Origin of the sequence: Nonomuraea harbinensis (assembly GCF_019396385.1) — a bacterium.
Taxonomy (GTDB): domain Bacteria; phylum Actinomycetota; class Actinomycetes; order Streptosporangiales; family Streptosporangiaceae; genus Nonomuraea; species Nonomuraea ferruginea.
Genome location: NZ_JAHKRN010000014.1, coordinates 71,550 through 96,116, shown reverse-complemented (window position 1 = coordinate 96,116; position 24,567 = coordinate 71,550). Strand labels below are relative to the sequence as shown.

27 protein-coding genes are annotated in these 24,567 nt (G+C 68.6%); 14 read left to right on the top strand and 13 right to left on the bottom strand.

Annotated elements, in window-relative coordinates; genetic code table 11:
* The first annotated feature begins 240 nt into the window (after positions 1–240).
* Positions 241–1,173, top strand: a complete 933-nt coding sequence (locus tag KME79_RS17195) for an ArsR/SmtB family transcription factor (protein ID WP_219545283.1) — start codon at positions 241–243, stop codon at positions 1,171–1,173.
* Here KME79_RS17195 and KME79_RS17190 read toward each other — a convergent pair.
* The 3 genes from KME79_RS17190 to KME79_RS17180 are packed head-to-tail and all read right to left on the bottom strand — an operon-like array spanning position 1,152 to position 3,134.
* Complete coding sequence (locus KME79_RS17190) at positions 1,152–1,796, bottom strand: response regulator transcription factor (RefSeq protein WP_219545282.1); 645 nt, start codon at positions 1,794–1,796, stop codon at positions 1,152–1,154. The genes KME79_RS17195 and KME79_RS17190 overlap by 22 nt on opposite strands.
* On the bottom strand, positions 1,793–2,938 hold the full coding sequence (locus KME79_RS17185; protein ID WP_219545281.1) for a sensor histidine kinase: 1,146 nt from the start codon (positions 2,936–2,938) through the stop codon (positions 1,793–1,795). The genes KME79_RS17190 and KME79_RS17185 overlap by 4 nt, the downstream gene beginning before the upstream one ends.
* A gap of 25 nt (positions 2,939–2,963) precedes the next feature.
* Entirely contained in the window at positions 2,964–3,134 is a 171-nt protein-coding gene (locus KME79_RS17180) for a hypothetical protein (protein ID WP_219545280.1), read from the bottom strand.
* A 141-nt stretch (positions 3,135–3,275) separates the two neighbouring features.
* On the opposite strand from KME79_RS17180, the gene KME79_RS17175 reads away from it, so the two are divergent.
* Positions 3,276–4,490 carry an MFS transporter gene (locus KME79_RS17175; protein WP_219545279.1) on the top strand — a complete coding sequence of 405 codons (1,215 nt, stop codon included), beginning with the start codon at positions 3,276–3,278 and terminating at the stop codon, positions 4,488–4,490.
* On the top strand, positions 4,487–4,924 hold the full coding sequence (locus KME79_RS17170) for an NUDIX domain-containing protein (protein ID WP_219545278.1): 438 nt from the start codon (positions 4,487–4,489) through the stop codon (positions 4,922–4,924). The genes KME79_RS17175 and KME79_RS17170 overlap by 4 nt, the downstream gene beginning before the upstream one ends.
* 3 nt (positions 4,925–4,927) lie before the next feature.
* Here the strand turns inward: KME79_RS17170 and KME79_RS17165 are convergent, their stop codons facing one another.
* Together KME79_RS17165 and KME79_RS17160 are read right to left on the bottom strand one after the other, a co-directional pair.
* Positions 4,928–5,404, bottom strand: a complete 477-nt coding sequence (locus KME79_RS17165) for a hypothetical protein (RefSeq protein ID WP_219545277.1) — start codon at positions 5,402–5,404, stop codon at positions 4,928–4,930.
* A gap of 210 nt (positions 5,405–5,614) precedes the next feature.
* Entirely contained in the window at positions 5,615–5,824 is a 210-nt protein-coding gene (locus KME79_RS17160; protein ID WP_219545276.1) for a DUF397 domain-containing protein, read from the bottom strand.
* A gap of 120 nt (positions 5,825–5,944) precedes the next feature.
* On the opposite strand from KME79_RS17160, the gene KME79_RS17155 reads away from it, so the two are divergent.
* Positions 5,945–7,015, top strand: coding sequence for a DUF4236 domain-containing protein (locus KME79_RS17155; protein WP_219545275.1), 1,071 nt, complete (start codon positions 5,945–5,947; stop codon positions 7,013–7,015).
* Positions 7,016–7,066: 51 nt separating this feature from the next.
* Here KME79_RS17155 and KME79_RS17150 read toward each other — a convergent pair whose 3' ends face one another.
* Both KME79_RS17150 and KME79_RS17145 read right to left on the bottom strand, forming a co-directional pair.
* On the bottom strand, positions 7,067–7,267 hold the full coding sequence (locus KME79_RS17150) for a DUF397 domain-containing protein (RefSeq protein ID WP_219545274.1): 201 nt from the start codon (positions 7,265–7,267) through the stop codon (positions 7,067–7,069).
* Between the two features lie 16 nt (positions 7,268–7,283).
* The gene (locus KME79_RS17145; RefSeq protein WP_219545273.1) at positions 7,284–8,135 is read right to left on the bottom strand and encodes a helix-turn-helix domain-containing protein; all 852 of its coding nucleotides are present in this window, start codon (positions 8,133–8,135) and stop codon (positions 7,284–7,286) included.
* Positions 8,136–8,282: 147 nt separating this feature from the next.
* On the opposite strand from KME79_RS17145, the gene KME79_RS17140 reads away from it, so the two are divergent.
* Positions 8,283–8,549: a hypothetical protein gene (locus KME79_RS17140; RefSeq protein ID WP_219545272.1), complete on the top strand. Its 267-nt coding sequence runs from the start codon at positions 8,283–8,285 to the stop codon at positions 8,547–8,549.
* 405 nt (positions 8,550–8,954) lie between these two features.
* Here KME79_RS17140 and KME79_RS17135 read toward each other — a convergent pair whose 3' ends face one another.
* The 5 genes from KME79_RS17135 to KME79_RS17115 all read right to left on the bottom strand — a co-directional run bounded on the left by KME79_RS17135 (position 8,955) and on the right by KME79_RS17115 (position 13,876).
* Positions 8,955–9,938: a hypothetical protein gene (locus tag KME79_RS17135; RefSeq protein ID WP_219545271.1), complete on the bottom strand. Its 984-nt coding sequence runs from the start codon at positions 9,936–9,938 to the stop codon at positions 8,955–8,957.
* Between the two features lie 798 nt (positions 9,939–10,736).
* A complete protein-coding gene (locus KME79_RS17130) occupies positions 10,737–12,362 on the bottom strand; it encodes a caspase, EACC1-associated type (protein ID WP_308248948.1) in 1,626 nt (541 codons plus the stop codon).
* 29 nt (positions 12,363–12,391) lie between these two features.
* Positions 12,392–12,742: an effector-associated constant component EACC1 gene (locus KME79_RS17125; RefSeq protein ID WP_219545269.1), complete on the bottom strand. Its 351-nt coding sequence runs from the start codon at positions 12,740–12,742 to the stop codon at positions 12,392–12,394.
* A gap of 265 nt (positions 12,743–13,007) precedes the next feature.
* Positions 13,008–13,580, bottom strand: a complete 573-nt coding sequence (locus KME79_RS17120) for a hypothetical protein (RefSeq protein WP_219545268.1) — start codon at positions 13,578–13,580, stop codon at positions 13,008–13,010.
* Between the two features lie 101 nt (positions 13,581–13,681).
* A complete protein-coding gene (locus KME79_RS17115) occupies positions 13,682–13,876 on the bottom strand; it encodes a hypothetical protein (RefSeq protein WP_219545267.1) in 195 nt (64 codons plus the stop codon).
* Positions 13,877–14,114: 238 nt separating this feature from the next.
* On the opposite strand from KME79_RS17115, the gene KME79_RS17110 reads away from it, so the two are divergent.
* The 4 genes from KME79_RS17110 to KME79_RS17095 all read left to right on the top strand — a co-directional run bounded on the left by KME79_RS17110 (position 14,115) and on the right by KME79_RS17095 (position 18,543).
* On the top strand, positions 14,115–14,549 hold the full coding sequence (locus tag KME79_RS17110; RefSeq protein WP_219545266.1) for a hypothetical protein: 435 nt from the start codon (positions 14,115–14,117) through the stop codon (positions 14,547–14,549).
* Positions 14,550–14,657: 108 nt separating this feature from the next.
* Positions 14,658–15,476: an ABC transporter ATP-binding protein gene (locus tag KME79_RS17105; RefSeq protein ID WP_219545265.1), complete on the top strand. Its 819-nt coding sequence runs from the start codon at positions 14,658–14,660 to the stop codon at positions 15,474–15,476.
* Between the two features lie 11 nt (positions 15,477–15,487).
* Positions 15,488–16,465 (top strand): ABC transporter substrate-binding protein, encoded by a 978-nt coding sequence (locus KME79_RS17100; RefSeq protein ID WP_219545264.1) that lies wholly within the window; start codon positions 15,488–15,490, stop codon positions 16,463–16,465.
* Positions 16,462–18,543, top strand: a complete 2,082-nt coding sequence (locus KME79_RS17095) for an iron ABC transporter permease (RefSeq protein WP_219545263.1) — start codon at positions 16,462–16,464, stop codon at positions 18,541–18,543. The genes KME79_RS17100 and KME79_RS17095 overlap by 4 nt, the downstream gene beginning before the upstream one ends.
* Here the strand turns inward: KME79_RS17095 and KME79_RS17090 are convergent.
* A complete protein-coding gene (locus KME79_RS17090) occupies positions 18,507–19,193 on the bottom strand; it encodes a TetR/AcrR family transcriptional regulator (RefSeq protein ID WP_308248943.1) in 687 nt (228 codons plus the stop codon). The genes KME79_RS17095 and KME79_RS17090 overlap by 37 nt on opposite strands.
* 95 nt (positions 19,194–19,288) lie before the next feature.
* On the opposite strand from KME79_RS17090, the gene KME79_RS17085 reads away from it, so the two are divergent.
* The 5 genes from KME79_RS17085 (at position 19,289) to KME79_RS17065 (ending at position 24,533) form a co-directional block, all read left to right on the top strand.
* The gene (locus KME79_RS17085) at positions 19,289–20,449 is read left to right on the top strand and encodes an NAD(P)/FAD-dependent oxidoreductase (protein ID WP_219545261.1); all 1,161 of its coding nucleotides are present in this window, start codon (positions 19,289–19,291) and stop codon (positions 20,447–20,449) included.
* Between the two features lie 45 nt (positions 20,450–20,494).
* Positions 20,495–21,700, top strand: a complete 1,206-nt coding sequence (locus tag KME79_RS17080) for a cytochrome P450 (RefSeq protein WP_219545260.1) — start codon at positions 20,495–20,497, stop codon at positions 21,698–21,700.
* A gap of 24 nt (positions 21,701–21,724) precedes the next feature.
* Entirely contained in the window at positions 21,725–21,922 is a 198-nt protein-coding gene (locus tag KME79_RS17075; RefSeq protein WP_148033191.1) for a ferredoxin, read from the top strand.
* 159 nt (positions 21,923–22,081) lie between these two features.
* The gene (locus tag KME79_RS17070; protein WP_219545335.1) at positions 22,082–23,284 is read left to right on the top strand and encodes a cytochrome P450; all 1,203 of its coding nucleotides are present in this window, start codon (positions 22,082–22,084) and stop codon (positions 23,282–23,284) included.
* 64 nt (positions 23,285–23,348) lie between these two features.
* Positions 23,349–24,533 carry a PAS domain-containing sensor histidine kinase gene (locus KME79_RS17065; RefSeq protein ID WP_219545259.1) on the top strand — a complete coding sequence of 395 codons (1,185 nt, stop codon included), beginning with the start codon at positions 23,349–23,351 and terminating at the stop codon, positions 24,531–24,533.
* Positions 24,534–24,567: the final 34 nt, after the last annotated feature.

Below are 24,567 nucleotides of genomic sequence, written 5' to 3'. Positions count from 1 at the left end.
ACGGATCAAGACGCCCTCCATCGTGACCCCGGAGGATGAGGGTCGAAAGAGCCTTTGCGCTCTACCGCAAAAACGACAAAAGCCTCAAAACTGCTTGACTGGAGATTCTCACCATGGTGTCGTGCCGGATGACAAGGGCTGTCAAACATCGGGGCCGGAATGGGGACTCTGCGGATCCATTTCACTGCTGAAGACCTGACGCGCGTCACTCTCGCCGACGAACCCGACCCCCTGTGGGAAATGATCCTCACGCGGTTCCGCTTCCGGGACCGGGTGCGATCGCCGGCCTTCCGGCCCTGGTTCGAGGAGCTGCACGCCGACCCGGCCAGATCCTCCCGGATGCGGCGCGGAGCCCGCCTGCTCGACGTGCTGGTTCCGGCCGGGCCCTACTTCCCCGACTTCCTCACCCCGTACGAAGGACTTCTCGGACTGGACAGCGGCCTGGCCGCACTGCTCCGCACCCCCACCCGGCGACTGGCCGCCGAGCTGCGCCTGCTCGCCCGCCACCGGCCCCTGCCCGGGTGGGTACGCCCCATCGCCCAGGGAAACGGGCCCACACTCCAGGAGATGGGAGTCGCACTGCGCGACTACTACGAGGCGGCCGTCGCCCCCTTCAGGGAACTCGCCGGCTCCGCCATCGCCGCCGACCGCGCCTGCCGGGCCCGCGGCCTGCTCCGAGGAGGGGTCGAAGGGCTGTTCGCCGGGTTCGCGCCGCTCATGAACTGGACGCCGCCCGTCCTGGAGACCGAGTACGTCGTCGACCGGGATCTGGTGCTCGGCGGGCGCGGCCTGCGGCTGGTGCCGTCGTACTTCTGCCAGCGGACGCCCATGACGCTGGCCGACCCCGAGCTGCCACCCGTGCTGATCTACCCGATCGAGCAACGGCACCGGTGGCGGCCGGCGGCCGAGCGCCGCGCCGACCTCGACGCGCTGATGGGCGCGAACCGTTCGGCCGTGCTGCACGCGCTCGACCACAGCGCCACGACCACGCAGCTCGCCCGCATGCTGCGGATCTCACCCACGGCGGCCAGCCGTCACGCGACGGTGTTGCGAGAGGCGGGACTGATCGACACCCGCCGCGACGGCACCGCGGTCCTGCACACGCTCACTCCCCTGGGCACGGCGCTCCTGGAAGGCTCCACCGGCGCAGCTCAGCCGTCGGCCAGGCCGTGACGGTGGGCGTAGCGCACCGCGTCGGTCCGGCTGCGGGCGCCGATCTTCGTGAAGACGTTGTTGATGTGCGTCTTCACCGTCGTCTCGCCGATGAACAGCGACGCGGCGATCTCGGCGTTGCTCAGCCCTTCCGTGATCAGCCGCAGGACCTCGACCTCGCGAGGCGTGAGCCCGTGCGGGTTGTTCCACCGCTCCGCCGGAACGGTGCCCAGCATCGCCGTCACCAGCCGCCGCGACACCGCGGCGTCGAAGGTGGACTGCCCGGAGGCGGTGGAACGCAGGGCCGCCGCGATCTCGGCACGCCCGGCGTCCTTGGTCAGGTAGCCGCGGGCGCCGGCGCGCAGGGCCGAGACGATCGAGTCGTCGTCGGCGTACGTGGTCAGCACCAGGACCGCTACCCCCGGATGCAGCCGGACGATCCGCCGCGTCGCCTCGACCCCGTCCAGCACCGGCATCCGCAGATCCATCAGCACGACGTCGGCCGGGATCTCGGCCAGCAGGCTCAGGGCCGCCTCGCCGTCGCCCGCCGCGCCCACCACCTCGATGTCGTCGAGCAGCCCGAGCAGCGCCACGAGACCCTCTCGTACGATCTGCTGGTCGTCGACGACCAAGACCCTGATCACGCCGGCACCTCCGCGACCACCTGCCAGCCACCTTCCCCCACCGCTCCGGCGGAGAGCCGCCCGCCCGCGAGGGCGAGCCGCTCACGCATCCCCGCGAGACCGTATCCTCCCTGCGGCACCGGCTGATCATCCGCCGGGCCGTTCCGTACGACCAGGCTGACGGCGTCGTCCCGGTAGTCGAGCCTGACCGTGATCGGGGCGCCGGGCGCGTGCTTGGCCGCGTTGGTGAGCGCCTCCCTCGCGGTGCGCAGCAGGCAGACGGCGGCCGCGGGTGACAGCGAGCGCGGCGTCCCGCCGACCTCGAAACCGATCGTCCCGGAGTGGTCGTCGCCGTGCGCCGCCACGAGCTGCGCGATCGCCTCGGCCAGCGGCGGGACGTCGTCGCGCAGCGCGGCCACGACGTGGCGCGCCTCGGCCAGGCCCTCGGTGGCCAGTCTCCGGGCCCGGCGGACCCGGTCCAGCCCGTTTTCCAGGTCGCCCTTGTCGCTCAGCAGCGCGTCGGCCAGCTCCAGCTGCACGCTCAGCGCGCCCAGGGAGTGGGCGAGCACGTCATGCAGCTCCCTGGCGATCCTGGTCCGCTCGTCGAGCGCCGCGGCGCGGGCGTGCCCGGCCTGCGCGCGCCGGGTCTGTTCCAGCAGTTGCTGAGCGTGCTCGGCCTGTACGCGGTACTGGCGCCGGCTCAGCCCCAGCACGACGACGACCAGCATCACCGCGGCGTTGCCCAGCGCGTCGCCGGCCGACCGCTCCGAGAGCACGGCGGCCACCACCGCCGCGCTGGTGACCATGATGATCACCAGCGGGCCGGGCCGCGTGTGCATGGAGAACGCCGCCAGCCCCACGCACGCCATGATCATCGCGGTTCCGTCGGCGCTCGGCCCCACGGCCGCCGCCGCGGCCAGGGCCGACACGCCCACCACGACCAGGGCGAACGCGGGCGCCCTGCGCTCCAGGAAAACGAACACCAGCCAGCAGGCGAGGCTCATGCCCGCCAGCGCCCAAGTCGGGCCACTCAGCCCGTCCGGCCGCGCGGTGAGCGGGGCGGCCACCATCATGACCGTGCCGATCAGCCGCTCCACCCGCCACCCGGGCGACAGATGGCCCAGCCAGGACGGGCGTCCCACCCGGCGTACGGCGTCGATCATGCAGGAGCTCCTCGGTACGGCGACGCTAACGGCGCAGGTTGGCGATGAGCTCGAACACCAGGAGCCGGTAGGCGAGGAATCCCCCCAGGACGATCAGGCCCACGACAACCAACGCGACTATAGACTTTCCGCCCACTTTTCCCCCATTCAGGTCGAGAACCCGATCGATGACCTTTTTCATCTCTCGTCCGTACATGGACGGAACCGTACGGACGATTCGGTGGCGCCCACACCTCCGCACGGTGGAGATCCAGGTGGAGACAAACGGGTTGAACCGGGCAACCGGCAGAGCCATGATCGAGCCTGGAGACGTGCCCGCGACGACACAAGGAGCCCGATGGACTCTCCCTCGATGCCGGACACGTCCGAGCCGGCCGGGGAGTCCGCACGACGCACCCCGTGGCTGACGATCGCCGTCATCTACCTCGGCGGGGTCGTCGCGGCGATGAGCTTCGGCAAGTTCTCCCCGGTCGGGCCGGAGGTGGCGGCCGAGCTCGGGCTGTCACTGTCGCAGCTGGGCTGGGTGATCTCGGCCGTCGTCGGCGTCGGCGCCGCCGCCGGTCTGCCCGCCGGCTACCTCGTACGCCGCATCGGCGCGGAGCGGTCACTGGTCGCGGGCCTCGCCCTGACCGCGGCGGCGAGCGCGGCGAGCGTGGCCGCGCCCGATTTCGGCTGGTTGCTGACCGCCCGGGTCGCCGAGGGCATCGGCTATCTCCTGATCATCATCACCTGCCCTGCCCTGGTCGTCCGCCTGGCCACCGGACGCGACCGGGGCACGGCCCTGTCGATCTGGGCCACGTTCGTCCCGATGGGACTCGGGGCGAGCACGCTCGCGGGCGGCGCGCTGGCCTCCGCTCTGGGCTGGCGCGGCTGGATCGCGCTGGTCGCCGGTCTGACGCTGGCGATGGCGCTGGTCCTCTGGGCGCGCCTGCCGCGGGGGTCCGGACGGCAGGCGGCCGGCCCTCTCCCCCGGGCCGGGGCGCTGTGGTGGCCGCTGGTGCTCGCCACGGCCTTCTGCCTGGCCATCCTGGTGACCCTCCCGGTGATCGTCCTCCTGCCCACGCTCCTCATCGAGCAGCAGGGCTACTCGGCCGCCGCCGCGGGCGCCCTGACCTCGGTGATCTCCGTGCTCAGCGCGATCGGCGGGCTGGCCGTGGGCGTGCTGCTCCGCCGGGGCATCCCGGTCGGCATCCTGGCCCTGACCGGGTTGCTCACCCTCCCGGCCGCCTGGCTCCTGTTCGGCGACCACGGCTCGGCCTCAGCCGCGCTGGCGGGCGCGGCGATCGTCTCCATCGAGAACGGGTTCCTGGGCGCCCTCGGCTTCGCCGCCCTGCCGCTGGTGCTGGAGCGCCTCGACCACGCGGACGTCGGCAACGGCGTGGTCGCCCAGGCGGGCAGCCTCGGATCACTGCTCGGCCCGCCGCTGTTCGGCCTGGTGGCGGCCGGGCTGGGCTTCGGGGCACTCGTCCCGGCCATCGCCGTCGGCATCCTGGCCGCCGTCGGACTGCTGCTGCTCGTCGGCAGGCGGGCGTCGGCTAGGGTGCTCGGATGATCATCGTAAGAGTCACCGGCATCCTCATCGAGGACGAACGGATCCTCCTGCTGGATCAAGACACCGACGCCCGTTCCTGGACGCTGCCCGGCGGGCGGGTCGAGGCGGGCGAGCCGCTGGCCGACGCGCTGGTACGGGAGATGCGCGAGGAGACCGGGCTGGACGTGGAGGCCGGCCGGCTGCTGTACGTGTGCGACAACTTTCCGGGCGGCGGCCTTCACGTCATCCACATGACGTTCGAGGTCACCCGTGTGGGCGGCACTCTGGGGATCGTCACCGAGGGCGTCGACACCAACCGGATCCGGGGCGTGCGTTTCGTGCCGCTGGCCGAGCTGCCGGGGCTGGGGTTCGGCTCGCGGTTCGTGGAGTTGGCCCAGGCCGGATGGCCGGGGGCGGGGTCGTACATGGGCGACAAGGCCAACATCGGCCTGTGACGCTCAAGCCTCAGGCTTCCAGAACTGCAGCTTGAAGACATCCACCTGGTAAATGTCGCGCGGAAAGTCCGGCTCCTCGTCGTTTTCCAGTCTCCTGTGCTGGATCCGTACGGACCAGGTGGCGTCTCGCCGCCCCAGGTCGAACACGTCCCCCCTTGACCATGCCTCATAAAAATCGTGGATCTGGAGCTGCCCCGACCGAAGGTAGATCTCGCCGGCCCACATGCGATCCCACATCGGTTGCGTCATGGAAGGCTCGTCAGTCCACAATTCGAGCCGGATGCAAGCGTCTATGTCCGCGTGCTTGTGGAAGACCACCGCATTGCGTCCCACTCGCGCCCAGCCATCCAACCCGGACGGCGACCACTCCTCATCCCAAGGAGCATGATCCTCGCCGGCGAGGACGGCGGGGTCGACCACCATCGGCCCATTCCAGCCGCTTCTGATATCAACCACCACGTGCTTGATGAGCTCCGCCATGATGCCTGTCCCTTCACCCCGGGCGATCATGCGATTCAAGCAGGCAGAGGTGACACTGATGTCTCGACGGACCGTGGACCGGACCGAAGGTGAAGCATCCGCTGAGTGCGCCCTCGACGCGTAGGCAGCCCGACCGGACATCCGGTAGCAGGCTGCCATGCGTACCCCTCCGGGAGTGGTCCCAGTCGAGCGTCCGGAAGCCGACGTAGGTCAGGCCAGGTCGAACTCGCCGTCCTGGACACCGCCCACGAACGCCCTCCATTCGCCCGGCGTGAAGATCAGCGCAGGGCCGTGGGGGTTCTTGCTGTCGCGTACGGCGACGACACCAGGAAGGTTGGTCGCCACTTCAACGCACTGCCCGTTGTCGCCGCTGGCAGTCGCTTTGCGCCATTCCGCATTCTCAAGGTTCACGGGGTCCATTTCCCTTACCTAGCCAGACATAGGCACCTAGAACTGGGCTATCCTGCGTTCGGCAATGTGACGCGCTGAGCCGCATAAATCAGCATAAGTCCAATCACCCCCGAGCGATAAGGACAGCCCATGGGCTTCTACACTCGTACGAGCCTGCGCGCTGGACCGTTCCGTTTCACCATGTCCCCATCAGGCATGGGAGTCTCGGTAGGCGTTCCCGGTTTCAGAGTGGGGACCGGCCCGCGAGGCAACTACGTGCACATGGGCCGCGGTGGAATCTACTACCAGAGCACGATCGGCAAGCCCGCGCCTCATTCGCCGCCGCGCCCACGGCCCTACATCCCCCCGTCCAGTTCCGTGGTGATGGAGGACGTAACCGGAGCATCAGTCCAAGAACTCGTGGCCGGCAACCGCAGCGATCTGGTCAACCAAATCCAGGTCGCAGCCCGCCGACGACCGCTCTGGCCATTCGCCCTCGGCGCCCTCCTTGTTCTCGGCCTCATCCTCGGACGTTGGGGCCTGCTCCTGATCCTCGTCGGCGTCCCGGCGATCGTCTGGCTGGCGATGCGCGACCGGGCCAGACGGTCGGTCGTCGTCATGTACGACGTCAACGACGACATGGCGCGACGATTCGACGACCTCGTACAGGCCGTCGGAGCCTTGCAACAGGTCGGAGGCTTCTGGCTGATCACCGCATCCGGTGCCGTGCAGACGCCGTACCAGTACAAGGTGAATGCCGGCGCGTCGACCCTTCACCGCCGCCGGGCGGCTGCGGCCAGCATGAACGGACCAAGAATCCTGGTCACCAACGTCGCCATTCCGACGCTGACCTCGGGCGAAAGATCCGTCCACTTCCTCCCCGACCGGGTGCTTCTCCGGGAGGGGAAGCACTACGCGGACATCCCCTACCAGCAGTTGGAACTCTCGGCCGAGGCGGTGCGGGTCATCGAGGAGGGCGCTCTCCCCCGCGACGGTGAGATCGTGGACCGGACCTGGCAGTACGTGAACGTCAAAGGAGGGCCCGACCGTCGCTTCAAGGACAACCGGCAGCTTCCCGTGATGAGATACGGGCGCCTCACCCTCTATAACCATCACGGACTGCACATGATCTGGGACGCCTCTCAGTTCAGGGCCGTCCACGCCACCGCCCGGGCGTTGACGAACGCGGCATCGGCGCAGCCGCCGATCATCCCGTCATGAACCGGTGTACATGGGGGCCGTAGTCAGGAAGTTCGCAGCGGCGCCGACAGGTCAGGCCAGGTCGAACTCGCCGCCCTTGGCTCCGTCCACAAAGGCCCTCCACTCCCCCGGCGTGAAGATCAACGCCGGTCCCTCAGCATTCTTGCTGTCGCGGACCGCTACGTCGCCACCGTCGAGAAAGGCAACCTGCACGCACTGGCCGTTGGAACCGCTGAAGCTGCTGGTCCGCCATTCGGCACGAGAAAGATCCATCTTCTTACGCCTCCTCTCACCTCATGTCCGCGAGCAGGCGCGCCATCAGATCACGAGTTTCTGTTGGGCTGACCGCGGCAGACTGCAGATGCTCAAATATCAGGCTATATCGTCGCAGGTCTTTGTCTCTCTCCAAGAAGAGATCTGCCGCGCTCGTCTCTATGTAGACCACGTCGTGCACGCCTTCACCGAACTGCAGGATGACGAACGAGCCATGCATTCCGGGATGTATGCCTGCTTCGAAAGGGATCGCCTGCAAGGTCACACGCGGCTGCTCGCTCTCCTGAATCAGCCGTTGCAGCTGGTCACTCATAATTTTGGGACCGCCGACCTGGCGACGCAGCACAGCCTCGTCGATGATCACACGAAGGTCCAGGGACGGGTCACGCCTCGCCTGACGCGCCATGCGCGCCTCCACCCTGTTCTCAACCTCATCCGGAGGCAGCTCGGGATCGCCGCCGGGGATCGCGACGCGTGCGTACGCCTCGGTTTGGAGAAGACCAGGTACGAATGACGACTCGTAGTTCAGCAGCCCTTTGGCCTCGTTCTCGAATCCGATGTACGTGGCGTACTGATCGGGCAACCCTTCAGAGGCGGCATGCAGCCAGCTCTCCTCCTTGGCCAGTTTGAGTATCGTCACCAACTCGTCCTGGCGCGCGGCCGGAACGCCATATGCGTCGAGCAGCGCCCGCAGGGTTCTCACCTGAGGTCTCGCTTGGGCGGTCTCGATGCGGTAGAGGGTGGCGCGGTTGATCTCGGTGGCGTCGGCTGCCTGCTCACGCGAGAGGCCCATCCGCTCTCGTAGCTGCCGCAGCTCCATCGCAAGACGCCGCAGGCGAGCGGTGGGCGCCTGTCTCGGCAGAGGCATGCGCCAAAGCGTAGCGGAGATTCTTCATAGCGATGTGGATGCAACATGTTGCGTTCGCATCGCAGCACATGCATCATGTTGCGTAGTCACTCCGTTACGCAGTGCTAGTTCCCTTGCCTCCCCACCTCGTACAAGAAGGGGATTGCCGTGATGACCGCCCGCCGACAGCAGTACCTCTACCTGGTGCAGCTCGCCTGGAATCTGCGCCAGATGGACATGGGGTCGCTGATAGAGCTACTCACGTACACAGAACCCGCCCTCGTGATCCCCCAAACGACCGGGCGCCTGAAGATCACCGTGATCGAGCGAGAAGGCGTCTGGTTCTACGCCTGGGGCCACGGCCGCAAGCAGTCGGTACGCGTAGGCACCGACGACGCGGCTGAGCGAATCGCGCGTTCGGTTGGATCAACATGAACGACATCTACGACTGGCCCTGCCCTCAGCTCGCCCCACATCCACCCGGTCGCAGCGCTCGGCCGGCGGTCGAACTCGACTGGAGAGGCCCACAGCCGTTTCGCTCGCGAGTCCTGGGCTACACCTGCTCGTGCCGCACGATCGTGTATGAGTTGCTCGCGTCCGGCGGCATGTACCTGATCCGCCGGACGTACCAGACCACTCCCCCACGGGTCGCCTACGCCGGCCCCTGGTCGCGACGTGAGGCGGAGCGGATGTGGGACTCGATTCTGACAGGGGAAGCGAACTTACCGAGCGATAGCTTCGAACCCGGCATGTCGATCGCGAGTCACGAAGCGGTCTTCCAAATCACTGATTATGGAATGCGGGAGAGCTCTAGGGAAACGCGACGAGTCACTTCCAGCATCAGTCACGAAATCGAGTAGATAAATGCCATTGAAAGTAGCGACGACTATCATCTGAAAACGAAAGGCAGAGGCGCCCAGTCAGGCTCTTGAGACGCTCAGAAAGCGCACTATTTTCCTCTACCGCGGATGATACGATCACGCCATTCGAGTCGACAGAGATATAGCCGGCTTCATAGAGGGCATCACAACCAAATTGACATGCAGGCATGGCAATGTTGGCCAAGTCGCGGCGTTCTTCGTCACTGCACAGGCTCCGCATTTTAATATGCGCAGCGATGAGAAAGCGGATCGGATAGATTTTACCACAAAGAGCACACGCTGCAGTGTCAGCAGCACCGAACAAAAGCTGACGCAGAGCGGATTGTTCACGGCGCTGTGCTGCAGTCACCGGACGATTCAGATCACCCTCGTACGTGAGTGCTTCTCCGGAGCTCGTCGACGCACCAGAAACAGCAGGAAAGCGCACAGCGATTACAGGCGGTGTCCCATCTATCGCCTCAACCCCTGGAAGAGTAAGCAAGAGCGCTTCAATAAAGGCACTGTAGTCTCCGACCTCAGTAGGGTGAATCTGCACGCGACCTCTAGCACGGAGATCTTCTAGTGCAACCTCTACATCAGCGATCAAAATCTGTTCACCTTTCGGCGAGCGTTCCGTCGCCACTAGAACGTACGGAGGCCGTATATCGATGATTCGGCTGCGGCCCCCTTTAAGGGTTGTGATCTCACGACCAAGTAAGCGTCGAAGTAAGTCTGGGGCACTATCTTTCGCCTCTGCAGATAGCACGACCGGGGCGTCCGAAAATCGATGCCCAAAACGTTCAATAAATCGTTCAAAAAATACTTCGTCTACCCGGAATAGATAACCTTGCTTCACGCCGCCCTTGCGATTGAAGGGCCCACGCAGGGAGTGGTCAGTGCGCCAGACATGCGGAATATCTGCCAACGGCACTCCCCGTGATGCCTCTCGGTAGATGGTCCGCACGCGTCTACCTTCCACGCCCCAGAGACCTGGGATCTCTTTGGGGCGTCGCGCCGGGATCGCGGCGGTTGTCGTGAGGCTAAGCGCTCTCACTTGGGAGGCATAGTGGATCACCGTGTCGCCTGGACGCACCTCCGTCATGGTTTCCCAGTGCGACTGGCGATGGCCTTTCTCGGTTCGGGTAGGCGCCCAGAGCATCTCGGCCTCTAACTCCTGACCATACGAATGCGACTGATTCACCCACCAGTACGCCATACATCGGATCCCTTCTCGGTCTCCGGCCCCGTCAGAAGCCCCTCGGGCAGAGGGCACCGTGAGATGATCTTGAGAGCTTGGGTCGATTATACGGTGATTTGGGGCGATTGCAGCCACGGTTATGGGCAGCGGTGGGCGCGCCCGGGTCGGGGCGATGCGGAGTCATGGGTTCCCGTCACTTGACGAGGAAGTGGCGTGCGAGAGCGTGTGGGACACGCTTGCGTCCATGCGCAAGTGCTGGATATACCCAGAGTTGGTCGCATAGCTATCGGCGTAGCACGCGACCTGGACATCGGTACTCCGACGATCTGCACTACGGCACGCCGTCGGATGCCCGCCAACTTGGCTCATCCCGCGCTAGGCAGCATGATCCGGCCCGAGGTCGATACGGACTTGCCGCCCCACCGTTTTCCGAGATCCATGCCATCACCGAGCGGACCGGTCTGCTCTCGCTGTCCGATTAGTCGTTCGCAACAGTCTAAAACCGTCTAGAACCGCCGGTGCACAACATCCTGCCGGCTTCTCTTGCCGCGCGATGCTACGGCGCTAGTCCAGTTCGTCCCAGAGCCGCCGGTGGCCGAGGGTGTGGTGCTGACGGTGATACTGAATGTGATCACGATCGATGTCGTGCTTCAGCGTCAGCTTGCCGATCGGCTCGCCATCCGTGTGATCAATCACGCTGAAGTCATCTTCAATGGTGATCGCCCCATACTTGAAAAGGTCTCGATGGTTGGGGCAGAGGCACAGCAGGTTGGCCTTATCGTCGGGCCCCAGGTGAGGTTGCTCTAGCCCTCGGATGTGCACCGTGGTGGCAAACCGCAGGCCGCCTGGCACTTCGAGCACCACGCCACACACTTGACAGGCATGGTCGTACATCTGCTTGAGTTCGGTCGCCAGCAACCGGTCTGCGTAGATACCAGGGGCAACCTCTTCCCGCCGCCCTGGTGGAAGCTTGCGGCTCAGATGGCGTGCTGAGGGCTTGTGGGAAGAGCCGTCATTTATCCGTTCAAGCCGGAACTGGAGCACTGTAGGCCCGTCGGTGCCGCGCTTGGTCCAGTAGTCAGCGACGGTGAAGAGACCGTCGTAGCTGTAACCGGCCGCCGGCGAGAACTCCGGACTGCCACCAGACCCACGAATAACCCTAACTGGGAGGGCAGTCATGATGCTCTTGATGAGGGCAGCGTTACCCGGATCGTCGGCCGACTGATCCTTGACCTGCACACCGGTATTAGGATCACGCCCTCCATGACCGGTGTAGATGATCACATCCCCGTAGTCTTCGTCATCCTTGTATCCACCTGACACCACGATAGACTCCGCGCCACCCCGCTCAGCTGTGCCACAGATGCCCGCCTGCAGCGGCCGGTGCACACCCGCTTCATGTAGGGCACGGCGGTTATGGAAGAGGGTACCTGAGTGGATGCCGTCGATAGGGCCGTAGAACTCCTTGAGGACGAGGCGCTTCTGATTCTTATGGGCACGGTTGCGTACCAGCGCAATGTGAGCTGCAAAGTTAGTCTCCCGCTTTTGTGGTACGGGCAGACCCTTATCTCGCAGCGACTCCTGCGCATGCTTGAAAACCGTGTCCAGGTCTAGAAACTCTGGCTGCTCGGGGATCCCTTCGCGTATGAGGTGGATCAGCTCGCCAGTAAAGGCCGTATAGTCGTCCAGACCACCGAGCGCAGTCTTGTTCTCGGTCGTCGCTGTCATCATGTACGAGCCCGTGATGCGGGTGCTGTTAGCCACCCGTTCTACAGGGTCCTCGCCACCCATCAACCCAAGCGCAAGTCCGCTGTAGCAGCAGTCGAGGATGATGATTTTACGCCGCGCCAAACTCGCCCGAAGCTCGTTTCGTACGGTGTCGTAGGCCACCGCGCTGTACATACGATCCCGGTGCGAGTCGACCAGAGTGAGGTAGAGATCGCTCTCCACAGAATGCATCAACCCGTGGCCAGCGAAGTACACAATAAGAGTGTCCTTAGCCTCTTTTCCAGCGTCGTACAGCGGGTCCATCATCGCTTCTACCGACGCGGGGTTATGGACGACTGTGCAATGCTCTGCTGGTAGGCCCCACAGGTCAGAGCGCTGGAGCAACCCACCCAAGATCTTGAGGTTGTTGGCGACGGCAGGGAGAGGGCTGAGATGGGTGTACTCGCTTGTGCCAATCAACACAGCACGCGACGTCAAAGGGTCAGGGAGGTTCAATCGTGATCCTCCATCGCTTTGAGAATCTGGACAATGAGCGCCGACTCTGCCTCAGACACGACGACGGTTGTCCCTCCGCGTTCAATCGTGACCTTTGGAAGGTGACGCCGCGTACCGCGCCACCGCGATAGTGTCTCGATGAATGCCGGCCATTGCAAGCCGCTGGTCACAGCTAGGGCGATGAGGTCGAGTACGTCACCCATCTCGCCAGGCTTTGGATCCTTCGACTTCAGGCTCACGTCCATATAGTCAAGAGCTTCGATATCCCTCATCAGCCAGTCGTAGAGCGACCGAAGCTCTTGTTCGGCGAAATCTCCATCCATGCGAAGGTTGACCGTTTCAGTCACCACGTCACCGCCACTCTGCTAACGAATCTGCGTGGGGATGCTACCGCCAATCGCCCCACGCGGGCTTCCAAATGAGGAAGAAACGGGCACCTCGCGCGGTTCCCCCGACTACCATTCGCTGGCCGTCAATTTGGCGCGCCGAAATAGAAGAAAGGGCTGATCCATAACGGTGCCGCATCGAGGCCTTTGTGGGGCGAGCGAGGGTTGATCGTGGTCCCGTTCTCGCCATGGCGCTTCATCTCTCAGGAGCGGCCCGCTCGCGTGGTCACCCGCCCGGCCCAACCTCGTTGTTCGGAGCCCCGTCCCCGGTGGTCGGCAGGTCCCCGCGCTCGACCGGACTACGCCATGGTGAGGGCGACGCGGTCACGGCCGCCTGACGGGCACTGGCTACCGCCGTCTTCAGCGTCTCCCGGTTCACGTCGGTGACCTTCCCCGCCAGGAGGAGAAAGGCATCACCCTTGACGGCGACGTACTCATGCCGCCCGGCCGCCTCCCGATACCAACCGACCTCATCAGGCGTGCACCGCACAGGAGCATCGACCGGCTCGGCGTCGGTGACGGGCCGCTCGCGGCAGACCGCGTCGTCGAAGGCGCCACGGTCGACGCGCAGTTGCACCTGCTTGCCGTCCGGTGAGACATAGAAGCCCCCGAACCCTTCCTCACCCACCGCGCCGACGGACTGCTCCTGCAGCTCGTACCCGGGCAGATCCACGACGTAGATCAGCTCCGGATCGGTGCCCTGGCCGAGGGCCTGGTCGATGGCGGCCTGGCTGAGCACACCTTGCGCACCGCAGGCCGACACGGCGAGGAGCGCGACCATCAACGGAGCCTTCTTCATGACGCTCCCCCCAAGTGCGGACACGTACGGGTGAACATACTGTGCCTGACGATCCCACGGCGGCAGCGGATTCAGAGGGAGCGGAGTCTTGGCGTGATGACCTAGGGGTCTTCCAGGAGCCGCTGGTCCGGGGTGATGAAGAGGTAGCCGCGGTTCGGCGGAACGCACTCATCGGGCAGGTTGAGGTGGTCGAAGCCGTCGGTGGTGTGGGGAGCGTACGAGTCCCCGTACAGACGCTCGCCTTCAAGAATCGTGCCGGCGTGGGGCACCTCGACGCCGCGCTTCCCCTGCCGCATCACCGGCTTGCTGCCGGCGGGCCACACCGGGGCCGCGACTTCCCCATGATGCCGCTCTCCAGCGTCATGGTGAGGCATCTGCTCTTGGCGTCGTAGTCACACCCCACGAAGGGCGGAAGGTGGTCGTGCGGGCCACCGCGAAGATCCGGCCGGGCCGGTACGCGTGGACATACTGCCTCTATACCGCCGGTCTCTAGGGTCTTCGACGTCAGCGAGTCGAACACCATGAAGGGGCAACATGCGACTGGCACGTATCACCGTGGCCGCGGCCGTGGCGGGGGTCACCCTGTTGAGCACGACGCCCGCGTCGGCGTCGAGCTACTGGAGCTCATCGGCGCCGAAGTACGCGACGAAGGTGGGGACCCTGAAGACGAAGTCGGTCCGTATCGGCAACGGGGGCAGCTTCACGATCCAGCTTCGCTCGGGCAAGTGGGGGTCGTACAGCTATCTCTGGGCCCGCGCGCCCAAGGACTCCGACGCGGACAGCCACCGCATCATCCTGCAGGTCTACAACCCCAAGACGGGGAAGTGGGACAGCCAGAGCAAGGGGATCAAGAACACGACCTACTCTCCCGCGCACCGGGCCATCGCCGGCCGCCTCTACAAGGCGTGCGCGAAGGCGTCCATCCTCGGGGGGAGCCCGGCCACGTGCACCGGCTCCTGGCTCGTGTGACCCTCTGAACGAGGTCAGAGTGACGCCCCCCGGCCTGCCGGGGGGCGTTTTCGATTCCCGGCGGCCCCGCCGTAGCGCGATCAGCAAGGTTAGCCTAACCTTATCCCCATGACCGAGGAGATCTCTCTCCGCGGGGCGGAGCTGTGCCTCAGCTATCACGGCGCCACCGTGGTGCACGACGGCCGGATCGCCCTGCGGCCTGGCCACGTGACCGCGCTGGTGGGCCCCAACGGCAGCGGCAAGTCCACGCTGCTGCGCGCGCTCGCCCGGCTGCACCGGCCCGACAGCGGCGCGGTGACGCTCGGCGACGGCGCCGACGCGCTGGGGCTGTCGGCGCGCGACTTCGCCTGCCGGGTGACGCTGCTGGCGCAGAGCCGGCCCACGCCCGGCGGGGTGCGGGTGTCGGACGTCGTCGGGTACGGGCGGCACCCGTACCGGAAGCGCTGGAAGGCGGCGGATCCTGACGGGGCCGCCGCTGTGGCGCGGGCGATGGAGCTGACCGGCGTGACGGCGATGGCCGAGCGGCCGGTCGACGAGCTGTCCGGCGGCGAGCTGCAGCGCGTCTGGCTCGCCACCTGCCTGGCGCAGGACACCGGCGTCCTGCTGCTGGACGAGCCCACCACGTTCCTCGACCTCCGCTATCAGGTGGAGCTGCTGGAGCTGATGCGCGACCTGGCCGACGAGCACGGCGTGGCGATCGGGGTCGTGCTGCACGACCTCAACCAGGCCGCCGAGATCGCCGACCACGTCGTCCTGCTCCACCAGGGGCGGGTCCGCGCCGACGGGCCGCCCGCGCAGGTCCTCACCGAGGACCTGCTCAGTGACACGTACGGGATCCGCATCGAGGTCAGCCATGACCCGGTGAGCGGGACCGTGACCACCCGGCCGATCGGCCGGCACAGCAAGAGCGTCATCGCAACGACATGACAGGAACCACCATGCGCAGTGCCCTGACGGCCATCGCGGCCATCGCCCTTCTCGCCGCCTGCGGCACGACCGAAGCACCCGTACCCGAGCAGGCGGCGTCGGCGAGCGCGGAGCCGTCGGCGGCCCCCGTGACCGTGACCGACAGCCGGGGCAAGGAGGTCAAGCTCGATCAGCCGGCGACCCGGGTCGTGAGCCTGGAGTGGGCCGAGACCGAGATCCTGGCCAGTCTGGGCGTCATGCCGGTGGGCGCGGCCGACGTGAAGGGGTTCGCCGTCTGGGACACCGCCGTCAAGCTCGACCCCTCGGTGCAGGACGTCGGCATGCGGCAGGAGCCCAGCGTCGACTCGATCAGCGCGCTCGACCCCGACCTGGTCGTCATGGAGTCCGACGACGTGGAGCTGGCCGCGCAGCTGGAGAAGTTCGTGCCGGTGCTGGTGGCCAAGGGCAGCGACGCCACGCGCAACCTGGAGCGGATGCGCGAGGACGTCACCATGATCGCGACGGCGGTCGGCAAGACCGAGGAGGGCGCCAAGCTGCTGAGCGACTTCGACGCGGCGCTGGCCGGCGGCAAGGCGAAGATCGAGGCCGCGGGCGGCGCCGGCAAGCCGTTCGTGATGGCCGACGGGTGGAAGCAGGGCAGCTCGATCTCGATCCGCCTGTTCGGCAAGGGCTCGCTGGTGTCCGAGATCGGTGGTCAGCTCGGGCTGGAGAACGCCTGGAAGGGCGAGGTCGACAAGCAGTGGGGCCTGGGCACCACCGACGTCGAGGGCCTGACCGTGCTCAAGGACCCCGAGACCCGCTTCTTCTACAACGCCTCCGACGGCGAGGACGTCTTCGCCGACGGCCTGGCCAAGAACGCCATCTGGAAGTCGCTGCCGTTCGTGGAGAAGCAGCAGGTCACCCGGATGCCCGACGGCATCTGGACGTTCGGCGGGCCGCTCTCCGCCCAGCAGTACGCCGACGCGCTGGTCAAGGCGTTCACCGGTTGAGCACCGAAGTCCTGACCCCGTCGGTGCCCGACACGCCGCTGCGGCGGCTGGGCACCGCCGGGGTCTTTCTCCTGACCTTGGCGGCCGTCGTCCTGGTGGCCGCCGTGCACGTGACGCAGGGCACCTCCGCGGTCGGCGCGCTCGACCTGCTGGCGCTGCCGTTCGGCGGCAGCGACGAGGCGGCCCGGGTGCTGCTGGCCTCGCGGCTGCCGCGGCTGCTGGCCGGGGTCTGCGTGGGCGTCGCGCTGGGCGTGGCGGGCGCGCTGCTGCAGGCGATCGCGCGCAACGCGATGGCCTCGCCGGACACGCTGGCCGTCAGCGCGGGCGCCTACCTGGCGGTCGTCGCGGGGAGCGTGGTCGGGCTGGCGTTGCCGGTGCCGGTCTCCGGCGTGCTGGCGCTGATCGGCGGTCTGGCCGCCGCCGCGCTGGTGCTGGCGCTGTCGTCGGGCGGGCGTACGGGGACGACGCGGCTGATCCTGGCCGGGTCGGCCACCGCGCTGGCGCTCAGCTCGCTGACGAACCTGCTCATGATCCTGTTCGAGCAGGAGACGACCGGGCTGTTCGCGTGGGGCAGCGGCTCGCTCGTCCAGACCGACCTGGTCGCGGTCACGCAGCTCGGGCCGGTGATCGCGGTGGCGCTGGTCGCGGCGGTGCTGGCCGGGCCGCGGCTGGACATCCTCGGCCTGGGCGACGACACCGCCACCGTGCTCGGGGTGAACGTGCCGCGGCTGCGGCTGTGGCTGACCATGCTGGCGGTGCTGCTGGCGGCGGCGGCGGTGACGATCGCGGGGCCGATCGGGTTCGTCGGGCTGTGCGCGCCGGTGATCGTGCGCCTGCTCCCCCGGTCGATCCCCGGCCTGCACAGGAGCCGGACGATGCTGCCGCTGGCCGGGCTGGTCGGCGTGCTGGTCGTGCTGGGGTCGGACATCGCGCTGCGGGCCGTGCTGGGCGCGCAGGCGGGAGTGGAGGTGCCGCCGGGCGTGGTGACCACCGTGTTCGGCGCGGCGGTGATGATCTGGCTGGCGCGTCGCTACCGTGACGCGGGGCCGACCCGGCGTCCGCCGGAGGCGCGCACGGGCGCGTCGCGGTCGCGGGGGGCCTTCCTGGCCGTGGTCGCGACCGGTGTGGTGCTCCTGGTGGGGGCGCTGGTGCTGGGGCTGCTCGGTGGTGACCGGTGGCTGCTGACCGGCGACGTGGTCAACTGGCTGCAGGGGCGCAGCGGGCGGGCGCTGACGTTCGTGCTCGACCAGCGGTGGCCCAGGGTCGCGGCCGCCGCGCTGGCCGGGGTCGCGCTGGCCGTGGCGGGGGCCGCGGTGCAGGCCGTGTGCCGCAACCCGCTGGCCGAGCCCGGGGTGCTGGGCGTGACGGCCGGGGCGGGGGTCGGCGCGATCACGCTGCTCACCGTGGTGCCGATGGCCGGGATCTGGACGATGTCGGCGGCGGCGGGCGCGGGCGCGCTGATCGCCTTCACCGTGGTCTACGGGCTGTCGTGGCGTGGCGGGCTGAGCTCGGACCGGCTGGTGCTGATCGGGGTCGGCGTGCAGTACGCGTGCACGTCGATCATCGTCCTGATCATCGTGCTGTCCGACCCGTGGAACACGGCCAAGGCGCTGACCTGGCTTTCCGGCTCCACGTACGGGCGCGTACCGGCGCAACTCATCCCGGTGGCGCTGGCGCTCGTGGTCACGGTGCCGTTGCTGGCGTGGCTGCGCCGGGACCTCGACCTGCTGTCTCTGGACGAGGACACGCCGCGGGTCCTGGGCGTGCCGCTGGAGCCGGTGCGGCTGACCGCGCTCGCCTGCGCGGTGCTGCTCACGTCCACGGCCGTGTCGGCGGTGGGGGTCGTCGGCTTCGTCGGGCTGGTCGCCCCGCACGCGGCGCGCGCCCTGGTCGGGGCGCACCACAACCGGGTGCTGCCGGTCGCCGCGCTGCTCGGCGCGCTGCTGGTCAGCCTGGCCGACACGCTCGGCCGTACGGTGATCGCGCCGGCGCAGGTGCCGGCCGGACTGGTGACGGCGTTGATCGGCACGCCGTACTTCGTCTACCTGCTGTGGCGGGCCCGGCCCGACTCCACCTGATCGGCGCGCTCAGGGACGTACAGCGGCTGGAGGGCGCCGACCAGCGGCCAGGTCAGGGCGGCCATGTCGGCGGGGGTGCGGTGGCAGCCGCGCTGGAGCCAGTCGGTGGCCACGCCGATGAGCGCCCCGGCGGTGAAGGCGGCGGCGACGTCGACGCGGTCGTCGGCCCAGCCGTCGGCGCGCGGCTCGGCGCGGTCTTGAGTGCGGTCTTCACCCGGTGGCGCGGGCGGGTGGAGGTGCCTCTGGATGGCCGTGATGATGCGGCGGCGGATGTGGTCGCAGACGCGGGCGCTGCCCTGCGGGCCGAGCAGGGCGCGGTAGAGGCCGGCGTGCTCGGCGAGGCTGGTGAAGAACTCCTCCAGTGACCGGATCGCCTCCGGCCCGGGGTCGGCCGTGCCGGGGTGCGGGCTGGGCAGGGACTCGATCAGGGTGTCGATCATCGCGGTGCAGGCGGCCTCGGCCAGCTCGTGCACATCCCGGTAATGGTCGTAGAAGGTCGAGCGGCTCACTCCGGCGCGCACGGCCACGTCGGCGACGGTGACGCGGGGCAGGTCGCGCTCCGCGACGAGCTGGATCAGGGCACGGGCGAGGGCGGCCTGGGTCCGGCGCACGCGCCGGTCGCCGGAGGCGCTGCTCAGGGGTATTGCCACGCCCATCACTTTACAAGGTGCACGATTTCCTACACGTGTAGGGTAACGTCGAAGCAGGACGAGCGGAAGGATCGCCATATGCGGACGTGTGTCCCGTGACCACCCCCCGGAGCATCCTGATCGTCGGCGCGTCGGCCGCCGGGCTGAGCACGGCGGAGGCCCTGCGGCGGCTCGGCTACGGAGGGCGGCTGACGCTGCTGGACGCCGAGGCCCGGCTCCCCTACGACCGGCCGCCGCTGTCGAAGCAGGTCCTGGCCGGCGAGTGGGAGCCGTCCCGGGCCCAGCTGCGTGACGTGGCGAAGCTGGAGGCGCTGGACGCCGAGCTGATCCTGGGCGAGCCCGCCGTCGCGTTCGACGCGGAGGCGCGGGCCGTCACCGACGGGTCCGGGCGTGTGCGTCGCGCGGACGCCGTGGTGATCGCCACCGGCCTGGCCCCCGCCCGGCTGCCCGGCCAGGACGGGCTCTCGGGTGTGCATGTACTGCGTGGCATGGACGACGCCGTCGCCCTGCGCGCGCACCTGGCGGAAGGCCCTCGGCTGGTGGTCGTGGGCGAAGGGGTGCTGGGGGCCGAGGTCGCCGCCACCGCCCGCGGCCTGGGCCTGGACGTCACCCTCGCCGGGATGGGGCACACCCTGCTCGGCGAGCAGGTCGGCGCCGAGGTCGGCGGCATGCTCACCCGGCTGCACGCCGAACGCGGCGTCCGCCTGCGGCTCGGCGCCGAGGTCGCCGGGTTCGTGAGCGACGGCGGGCGGGTTTCGGGGGTGCGGCTGACGACTGGCGAGTTGCTGCCCGCCGAGGCGGTCGTGGTGGCCGTCGGGTGCCGGCCGGCCACCGGGTGGCTGGAGGGCAGTGGGCTGGTGCTGGGTGACGGGGTGGCGTGCGACGCGCGCTGCCGCGCCGCCGACGGGGTCTACGCCGTGGGCGACGTGGCCTCCTTCTGGCACGAAGGCCTCCACAGGAGGCTGCGGCTGGAGAACCGGACCAACGCCACCGAGCAGGCCCAGGTCGTCGCGGCCAACCTGCTCGGCGCCGATCGCCCGTACGTGCCGATCCCGTACTTCTGGACCGACCAGTACGACGTCAAGATCCAGACGCACGGGCTGCCGTCGCCGGAGGCCGAGCTGAGCGTCGCCGAAGGCGACCCGTCGGAGCGCCGCTTCGCCGCCCTCTACCGCGAGGGCGGGCGGGTCACGGGAGTGCTCGGCTGGAACATGGCCAAGCAGGCGCGTCTGCTGAGGCAGAGCGCGCTCGCCTGACGACCGGCTCGTCCTGATGAATCATCCGTACGGAGGAGATGACGAATGAAGCAGGACCTGAGCTACCCCATCCCCAGCGAGGCGGCGCTGGAGCCGCCCGCGGAGTGGGCCGAGCTGCGCGGCGAGTGCCCGGTGGCCCACGTGAAGCTGCCCAGCGGCGACCAGGCGACGTTGCTGACCAGGTACGCGGACGTCAAGCAGGTGCTCGCCGACCCGCGTTTCACCCGCCTGCTCACCGCGCCCGACGCGGCCCGGCTGTCGGCCACCGACGACGGCGGGCTGTTCAACAGCGAGATGGCGCAGATCATCCCCGACGGCGGCGAGGAGCACCTGCACTGGCGGCGCCTGGTCGGCCGGTGGTTCACCGCCAAGCGGATGGCCGCCCTGCGGCCGTCGATGGCGGCGATGGCCGAGGAGCTCATCGACGACATGGTGAAGCACGGCGCGCCCGGCGACCTGCGGGCCGCGCTGGGGTTCCCGCTGCCGGTGTACGTGATCTGCGACATCCTGGGCGTGCCCGCGGAGGACCGGGAGCGGTTCGCGTACTGGTCCGACACGCTGCTCAACCTGACCCGTTACGACAAGGCCGAGATCGACGCCGCCCAGGGCGAGTTCTTCCAGTACATGTCCGACCATCTCGCGGCGAAGCGGGCCGAGCCGGGCGACGACGTGCTGAGCGAGCTGCTCGCGGCGGGCGGCCCGGAGGAGGGCGGGCTGACCGATCTCCAGGTGCTGGTCACCGGGATGGGGCTGCTGGTCGCCGGGCACGAGACCACCGCCAACATGATCGGCAAGATGGTCGCCATGCTGCTGGACGACCGGACGCGGTGGGAGCGGCTGCTGGCCGACCCGTCGCTGATCCGTACCGCGGTGGAGGAGACGCTGCGGATGGACGCCAACTCCGGCTTCGGCCTGCCGCGCTACCTGCGCGACGAGACCGAGGTCAGCGGCGTCCACCTGCCCAAGGGCACCACCGTGGTGTGCAGCATGGCGGCGGCCAACCGCGACGAGAGCGCCTTCGACGCGGCCGGTGAGCTGGACCTGGGCCGCACGCCGAACCCGCACCTGGCGTTCGGCGCCGGCGCGCACTCCTGCCTGGGCCAGGCGCTGGCCCGCACCGAGCTGCAGGTCGTGCTGGAGGTGCTGCTGCGCAAGCTGCCGTCGCTGGAGCTGGCCGTGCCCGCGGCGGAGCTGGAGCGGGTGGAAGGGCTGGCCGTCGGCGGCCTGCGCACGGTCCCGGTCCGCTGGTGATCCGAGAATCGAGAGGGGAATCCCATGAAGGTCGTCGTCGACGAGGACAGCTGCTGCGGCGCCGGTCAGTGCGTGCTGCTCGCGCCGGAGGTGTTCGACCAGCGTGACGAGGACGGCATCGTCGTCCTGCTGGACTCCGAGCCGGGCGAGGAGCGGCACGCCGCGGTGCGCGAGGCCGCGGCCGTGTGCCCGGGGGCCGCGATCGAGGTCGAGGAGGGCTAGAAAGGGCTACAAACTATTGACGTTGGCACAGTGATCTGTAGAGTGCGGTCGCCGGCACGGCTCCCCTCACCGACTCGGACGGCCGCACCACGCCCTGCTGGGCGTCGGCTGACCCGTGTTCGGGGTAGACCCTGGGTGGTGAGTCGTCGTCCGGGGGAGATCGACGTGAATGAGCCACCCGCCTACCCGTTCCGCAATCCCACCGCGCTGGAGCCGCCGCCGGAGTGGGCCGAGCTGCGGCGGAGCTGCCCGGTGGCGCCCATCAGGCTGGCGAGCGGTGACCGGGCGCTGCTGCTGACCCGGTACGACGACGTCAGGCAGGTCCTGTCCGACCCGCGCTTCACCCGGCAGCTCGACGCCCCCGACGCCGCCCGGGCCACCGCCCAGGAGTCCGGCGGCGTGTTCGGCTCGCTCGGCCGCTCCATGACCGGTGACGAGCACCGGGCCTGGCGGCAGCTCGTCGGCCGGGCGTTCACCGCCAGGCGGGTGACCGCGATGCGGCCCAGGATCGAGGCCATGGCCGGGCACCTGGTCGAGGAGATGGCCGCGCGGGGGCAGCCGGCCGACCTCGTCTCGGGCGTCGGGTTCCCGCTGCCGGTCTGGGCGATCTGCGACCTGCTCGGCGTGCCCGACACCGACCGCGACCGGTTCTCGTACTGGTCCGACACCCTGCTCAGCATGACCCGGTACGGCGCCGCCGAGATCGACGCCGCCCAGGCCGAGTTCGACGCCTATCTCGTCGCCCTCGTCGAGGCCAAGCGGGCCGGGCCGGGCGACGACCTGATCAGCGAGCTGCTCGCGATGGTCGAAGGGCTGGACGGCCGCCTGACCGAGCGGCTCATGCTGAGCACGGCCAAGGGTCTGCTGGTCGCCGGGCACGAGACCACCGCCAACATGATCGGCAAGATGGCGTCGATGCTGCTGGCCGACCGCTCCCGCTGGGAGGCGCTGCTGGCCGACCCGTCGCTGATCCCGCCGGCCGTGGAGGAGGTCCTGCGCTTCGACGCCAACCCTGGCTTCGGGATGCCGCGCTACCTCAGCGACGAGGTCGAGGTCGCGGGCGAGACCCTGCCGAAGGGCACCACCGTGGTATGCAGCCTGGCCGCGGCCAACCGCGACGAGCGGCACTTCGAGCGGGCCGGCGAGCTGCGGCTGGACCGCGCGCCGAACGCGCACGTCACCTTCGGCGTCGGCCCGCACTCCTGCCTGGGCCAGGCGCTGGCCCGCGTCGAGCTGCAGACCGTGCTCAAGGTGCTGCTGGAGCGGCTGCCGTCGCTGGCGCTGGCCGTGCCGCCCGGGGAGCTGGAGCGCCGCGAGGGCCTGATCGTCGGCGGGCTGGAGCGGGTGCCGGTCCGCTGGTGATGGTTGCCCCGTTTTCGCACCTCAACGGCCTTTTCGGGGTAGGAGGGGGCGAGGGGGATGTGCGATGGGGGCCAAGCTCGACTACGCGGCGGTGTTCGACGCGATTCCGACGCCGTGCACGGTGGTGACGCCGGATCTGGTCATCGTGGCCGTCAACGACGCCTGCCTGAGGGCGACCCGCCGCACCCGGGAGGAGGTCCTCGGGCGGTCCATCCTGACCGCGTTCGCCAGCCCTCCGGGGTTCGTGGAAGCCCTGCGCACCTCGCTGGAGCAGGTGACGAGCACGGGAGAGATGGACGTCATCCCCCTGGTCCGGCACGACGTCGAGGCCGAGCGGCGCGGCGAGCTGGAGGAGCACCACTGGAACCTGGTGCACGTGCCGGTGTTCGACCGGGGCAGGCGGCTGAGCTGGATCATGTGCTGGGCGGAGGACATCACGCCCCTGCTCGGGGACGCGCCGGACGCCCGCCACGACGGCGACGAGCAGGAGCCGCACATCCACCGCCGCGCCCGCGACCTGGTAGAGCTCAGCTCCCGGCTGAAACAGGCGTACCGGCAGGAGCAGCAGACCGTGTCGGCGCTGCACGAGGCCATCGAGCACCAGCAGCGGTTCCTATTCGACGCCACCCACGACCTGCGCAACCCGATCACCGGGCTGATGACCGAGCTGGAGGTCGCGCTCACCGAGTCGGACGCCGGCATGCACCCGACCCTGCGCAAGCTGCACCGGGACGTCGAGCGGCTCGACGCCATCGTCGGCGACCTGCTGGCCCTGGCCCGCCTCTACACGGCGACGCCGCCCGCGACCGACCGCGTCGACCTGGGCCGGCTGGTCGTGCAGGAGCTGGAGGAGCACCCGCCGAGCGGCGAGGTGATCACCCGGCTCGACCCGGGCGTGGTGGTCCGGGCCTCGCGGGTCCGGCTGGCCAGAGTCCTGTCCAACCTGGTCGCCAACGCCGAGCGGCACACCACGAGCAAGATCGAGATCGTCGTGACCGCCGACCCGCCGTCCGCCTTCCTGGAGGTCATCGACGACGGTCCCGGCATCCCGCCGGCGGATCGCGAGAAGGTGTTCCACCGCATGTACCGCCGCGCCGACGCGCGCGCGAAGGACCCGCGCGGGTCCGGCTTCGGCCTGGCGATCGGCCGCGAGATCGCCCAGGCCTACGGCGGCGACCTCTACGTCGCCGACCACCCCGGCGGCGCCCGCCTGGTGCTACGCCTCCCCCTGGCCCAGGCCCAGAGCTGAGCCGATCAGATCACCTCGCCTCCCCCGGCCCAGG

Bases quoted from the DNA above. Each gene is read 5' to 3' on its own strand.
- KME79_RS17105 (WP_219545265.1), top strand. From the start codon at position 14,658: ATGACCGAGGAGATCTCTCTCCGCGGGGCGGAGCTGTGCCTCAGCTAT.
- KME79_RS17150 (WP_219545274.1), bottom strand. From the start codon at position 7,267: ATGGATCTTTCTCGTGCCGAATGGCGGACCAGCAGCTTCAGCGGTTCC.
- KME79_RS17145 (WP_219545273.1), bottom strand. From the start codon at position 8,135: ATGCCTCTGCCGAGACAGGCGCCCACCGCTCGCCTGCGGCGTCTTGCG.
- KME79_RS17115 (WP_219545267.1), bottom strand. From the start codon at position 13,876: ATGCGGCAGGGGAAGCGCGGCGTCGAGGTGCCCCACGCCGGCACGATT.
- KME79_RS17080 (WP_219545260.1), top strand. From the start codon at position 20,495: ATGAAGCAGGACCTGAGCTACCCCATCCCCAGCGAGGCGGCGCTGGAG.
- KME79_RS17075 (WP_148033191.1), top strand. From the start codon at position 21,725: ATGAAGGTCGTCGTCGACGAGGACAGCTGCTGCGGCGCCGGTCAGTGC.
- KME79_RS17100 (WP_219545264.1), top strand. From the start codon at position 15,488: ATGCGCAGTGCCCTGACGGCCATCGCGGCCATCGCCCTTCTCGCCGCC.
- KME79_RS17110 (WP_219545266.1), top strand. From the start codon at position 14,115: ATGCGACTGGCACGTATCACCGTGGCCGCGGCCGTGGCGGGGGTCACC.
- KME79_RS17170 (WP_219545278.1), top strand. From the start codon at position 4,487: ATGATCATCGTAAGAGTCACCGGCATCCTCATCGAGGACGAACGGATC.
- KME79_RS17120 (WP_219545268.1), bottom strand. From the start codon at position 13,580: ATGAAGAAGGCTCCGTTGATGGTCGCGCTCCTCGCCGTGTCGGCCTGC.
- KME79_RS17195 (WP_219545283.1), top strand. From the start codon at position 241: ATGATCCTCACGCGGTTCCGCTTCCGGGACCGGGTGCGATCGCCGGCC.
- KME79_RS17155 (WP_219545275.1), top strand. From the start codon at position 5,945: ATGGGCTTCTACACTCGTACGAGCCTGCGCGCTGGACCGTTCCGTTTC.
- KME79_RS17175 (WP_219545279.1), top strand. From the start codon at position 3,276: ATGGACTCTCCCTCGATGCCGGACACGTCCGAGCCGGCCGGGGAGTCC.
- KME79_RS17180 (WP_219545280.1), bottom strand. From the start codon at position 3,134: ATGTACGGACGAGAGATGAAAAAGGTCATCGATCGGGTTCTCGACCTG.
- KME79_RS17165 (WP_219545277.1), bottom strand. From the start codon at position 5,404: ATGGCGGAGCTCATCAAGCACGTGGTGGTTGATATCAGAAGCGGCTGG.
- KME79_RS17065 (WP_219545259.1), top strand. From the start codon at position 23,349: ATGGGGGCCAAGCTCGACTACGCGGCGGTGTTCGACGCGATTCCGACG.
- KME79_RS17160 (WP_219545276.1), bottom strand. From the start codon at position 5,824: ATGGACCCCGTGAACCTTGAGAATGCGGAATGGCGCAAAGCGACTGCC.
- KME79_RS17185 (WP_219545281.1), bottom strand. From the start codon at position 2,938: ATGATCGACGCCGTACGCCGGGTGGGACGCCCGTCCTGGCTGGGCCAT.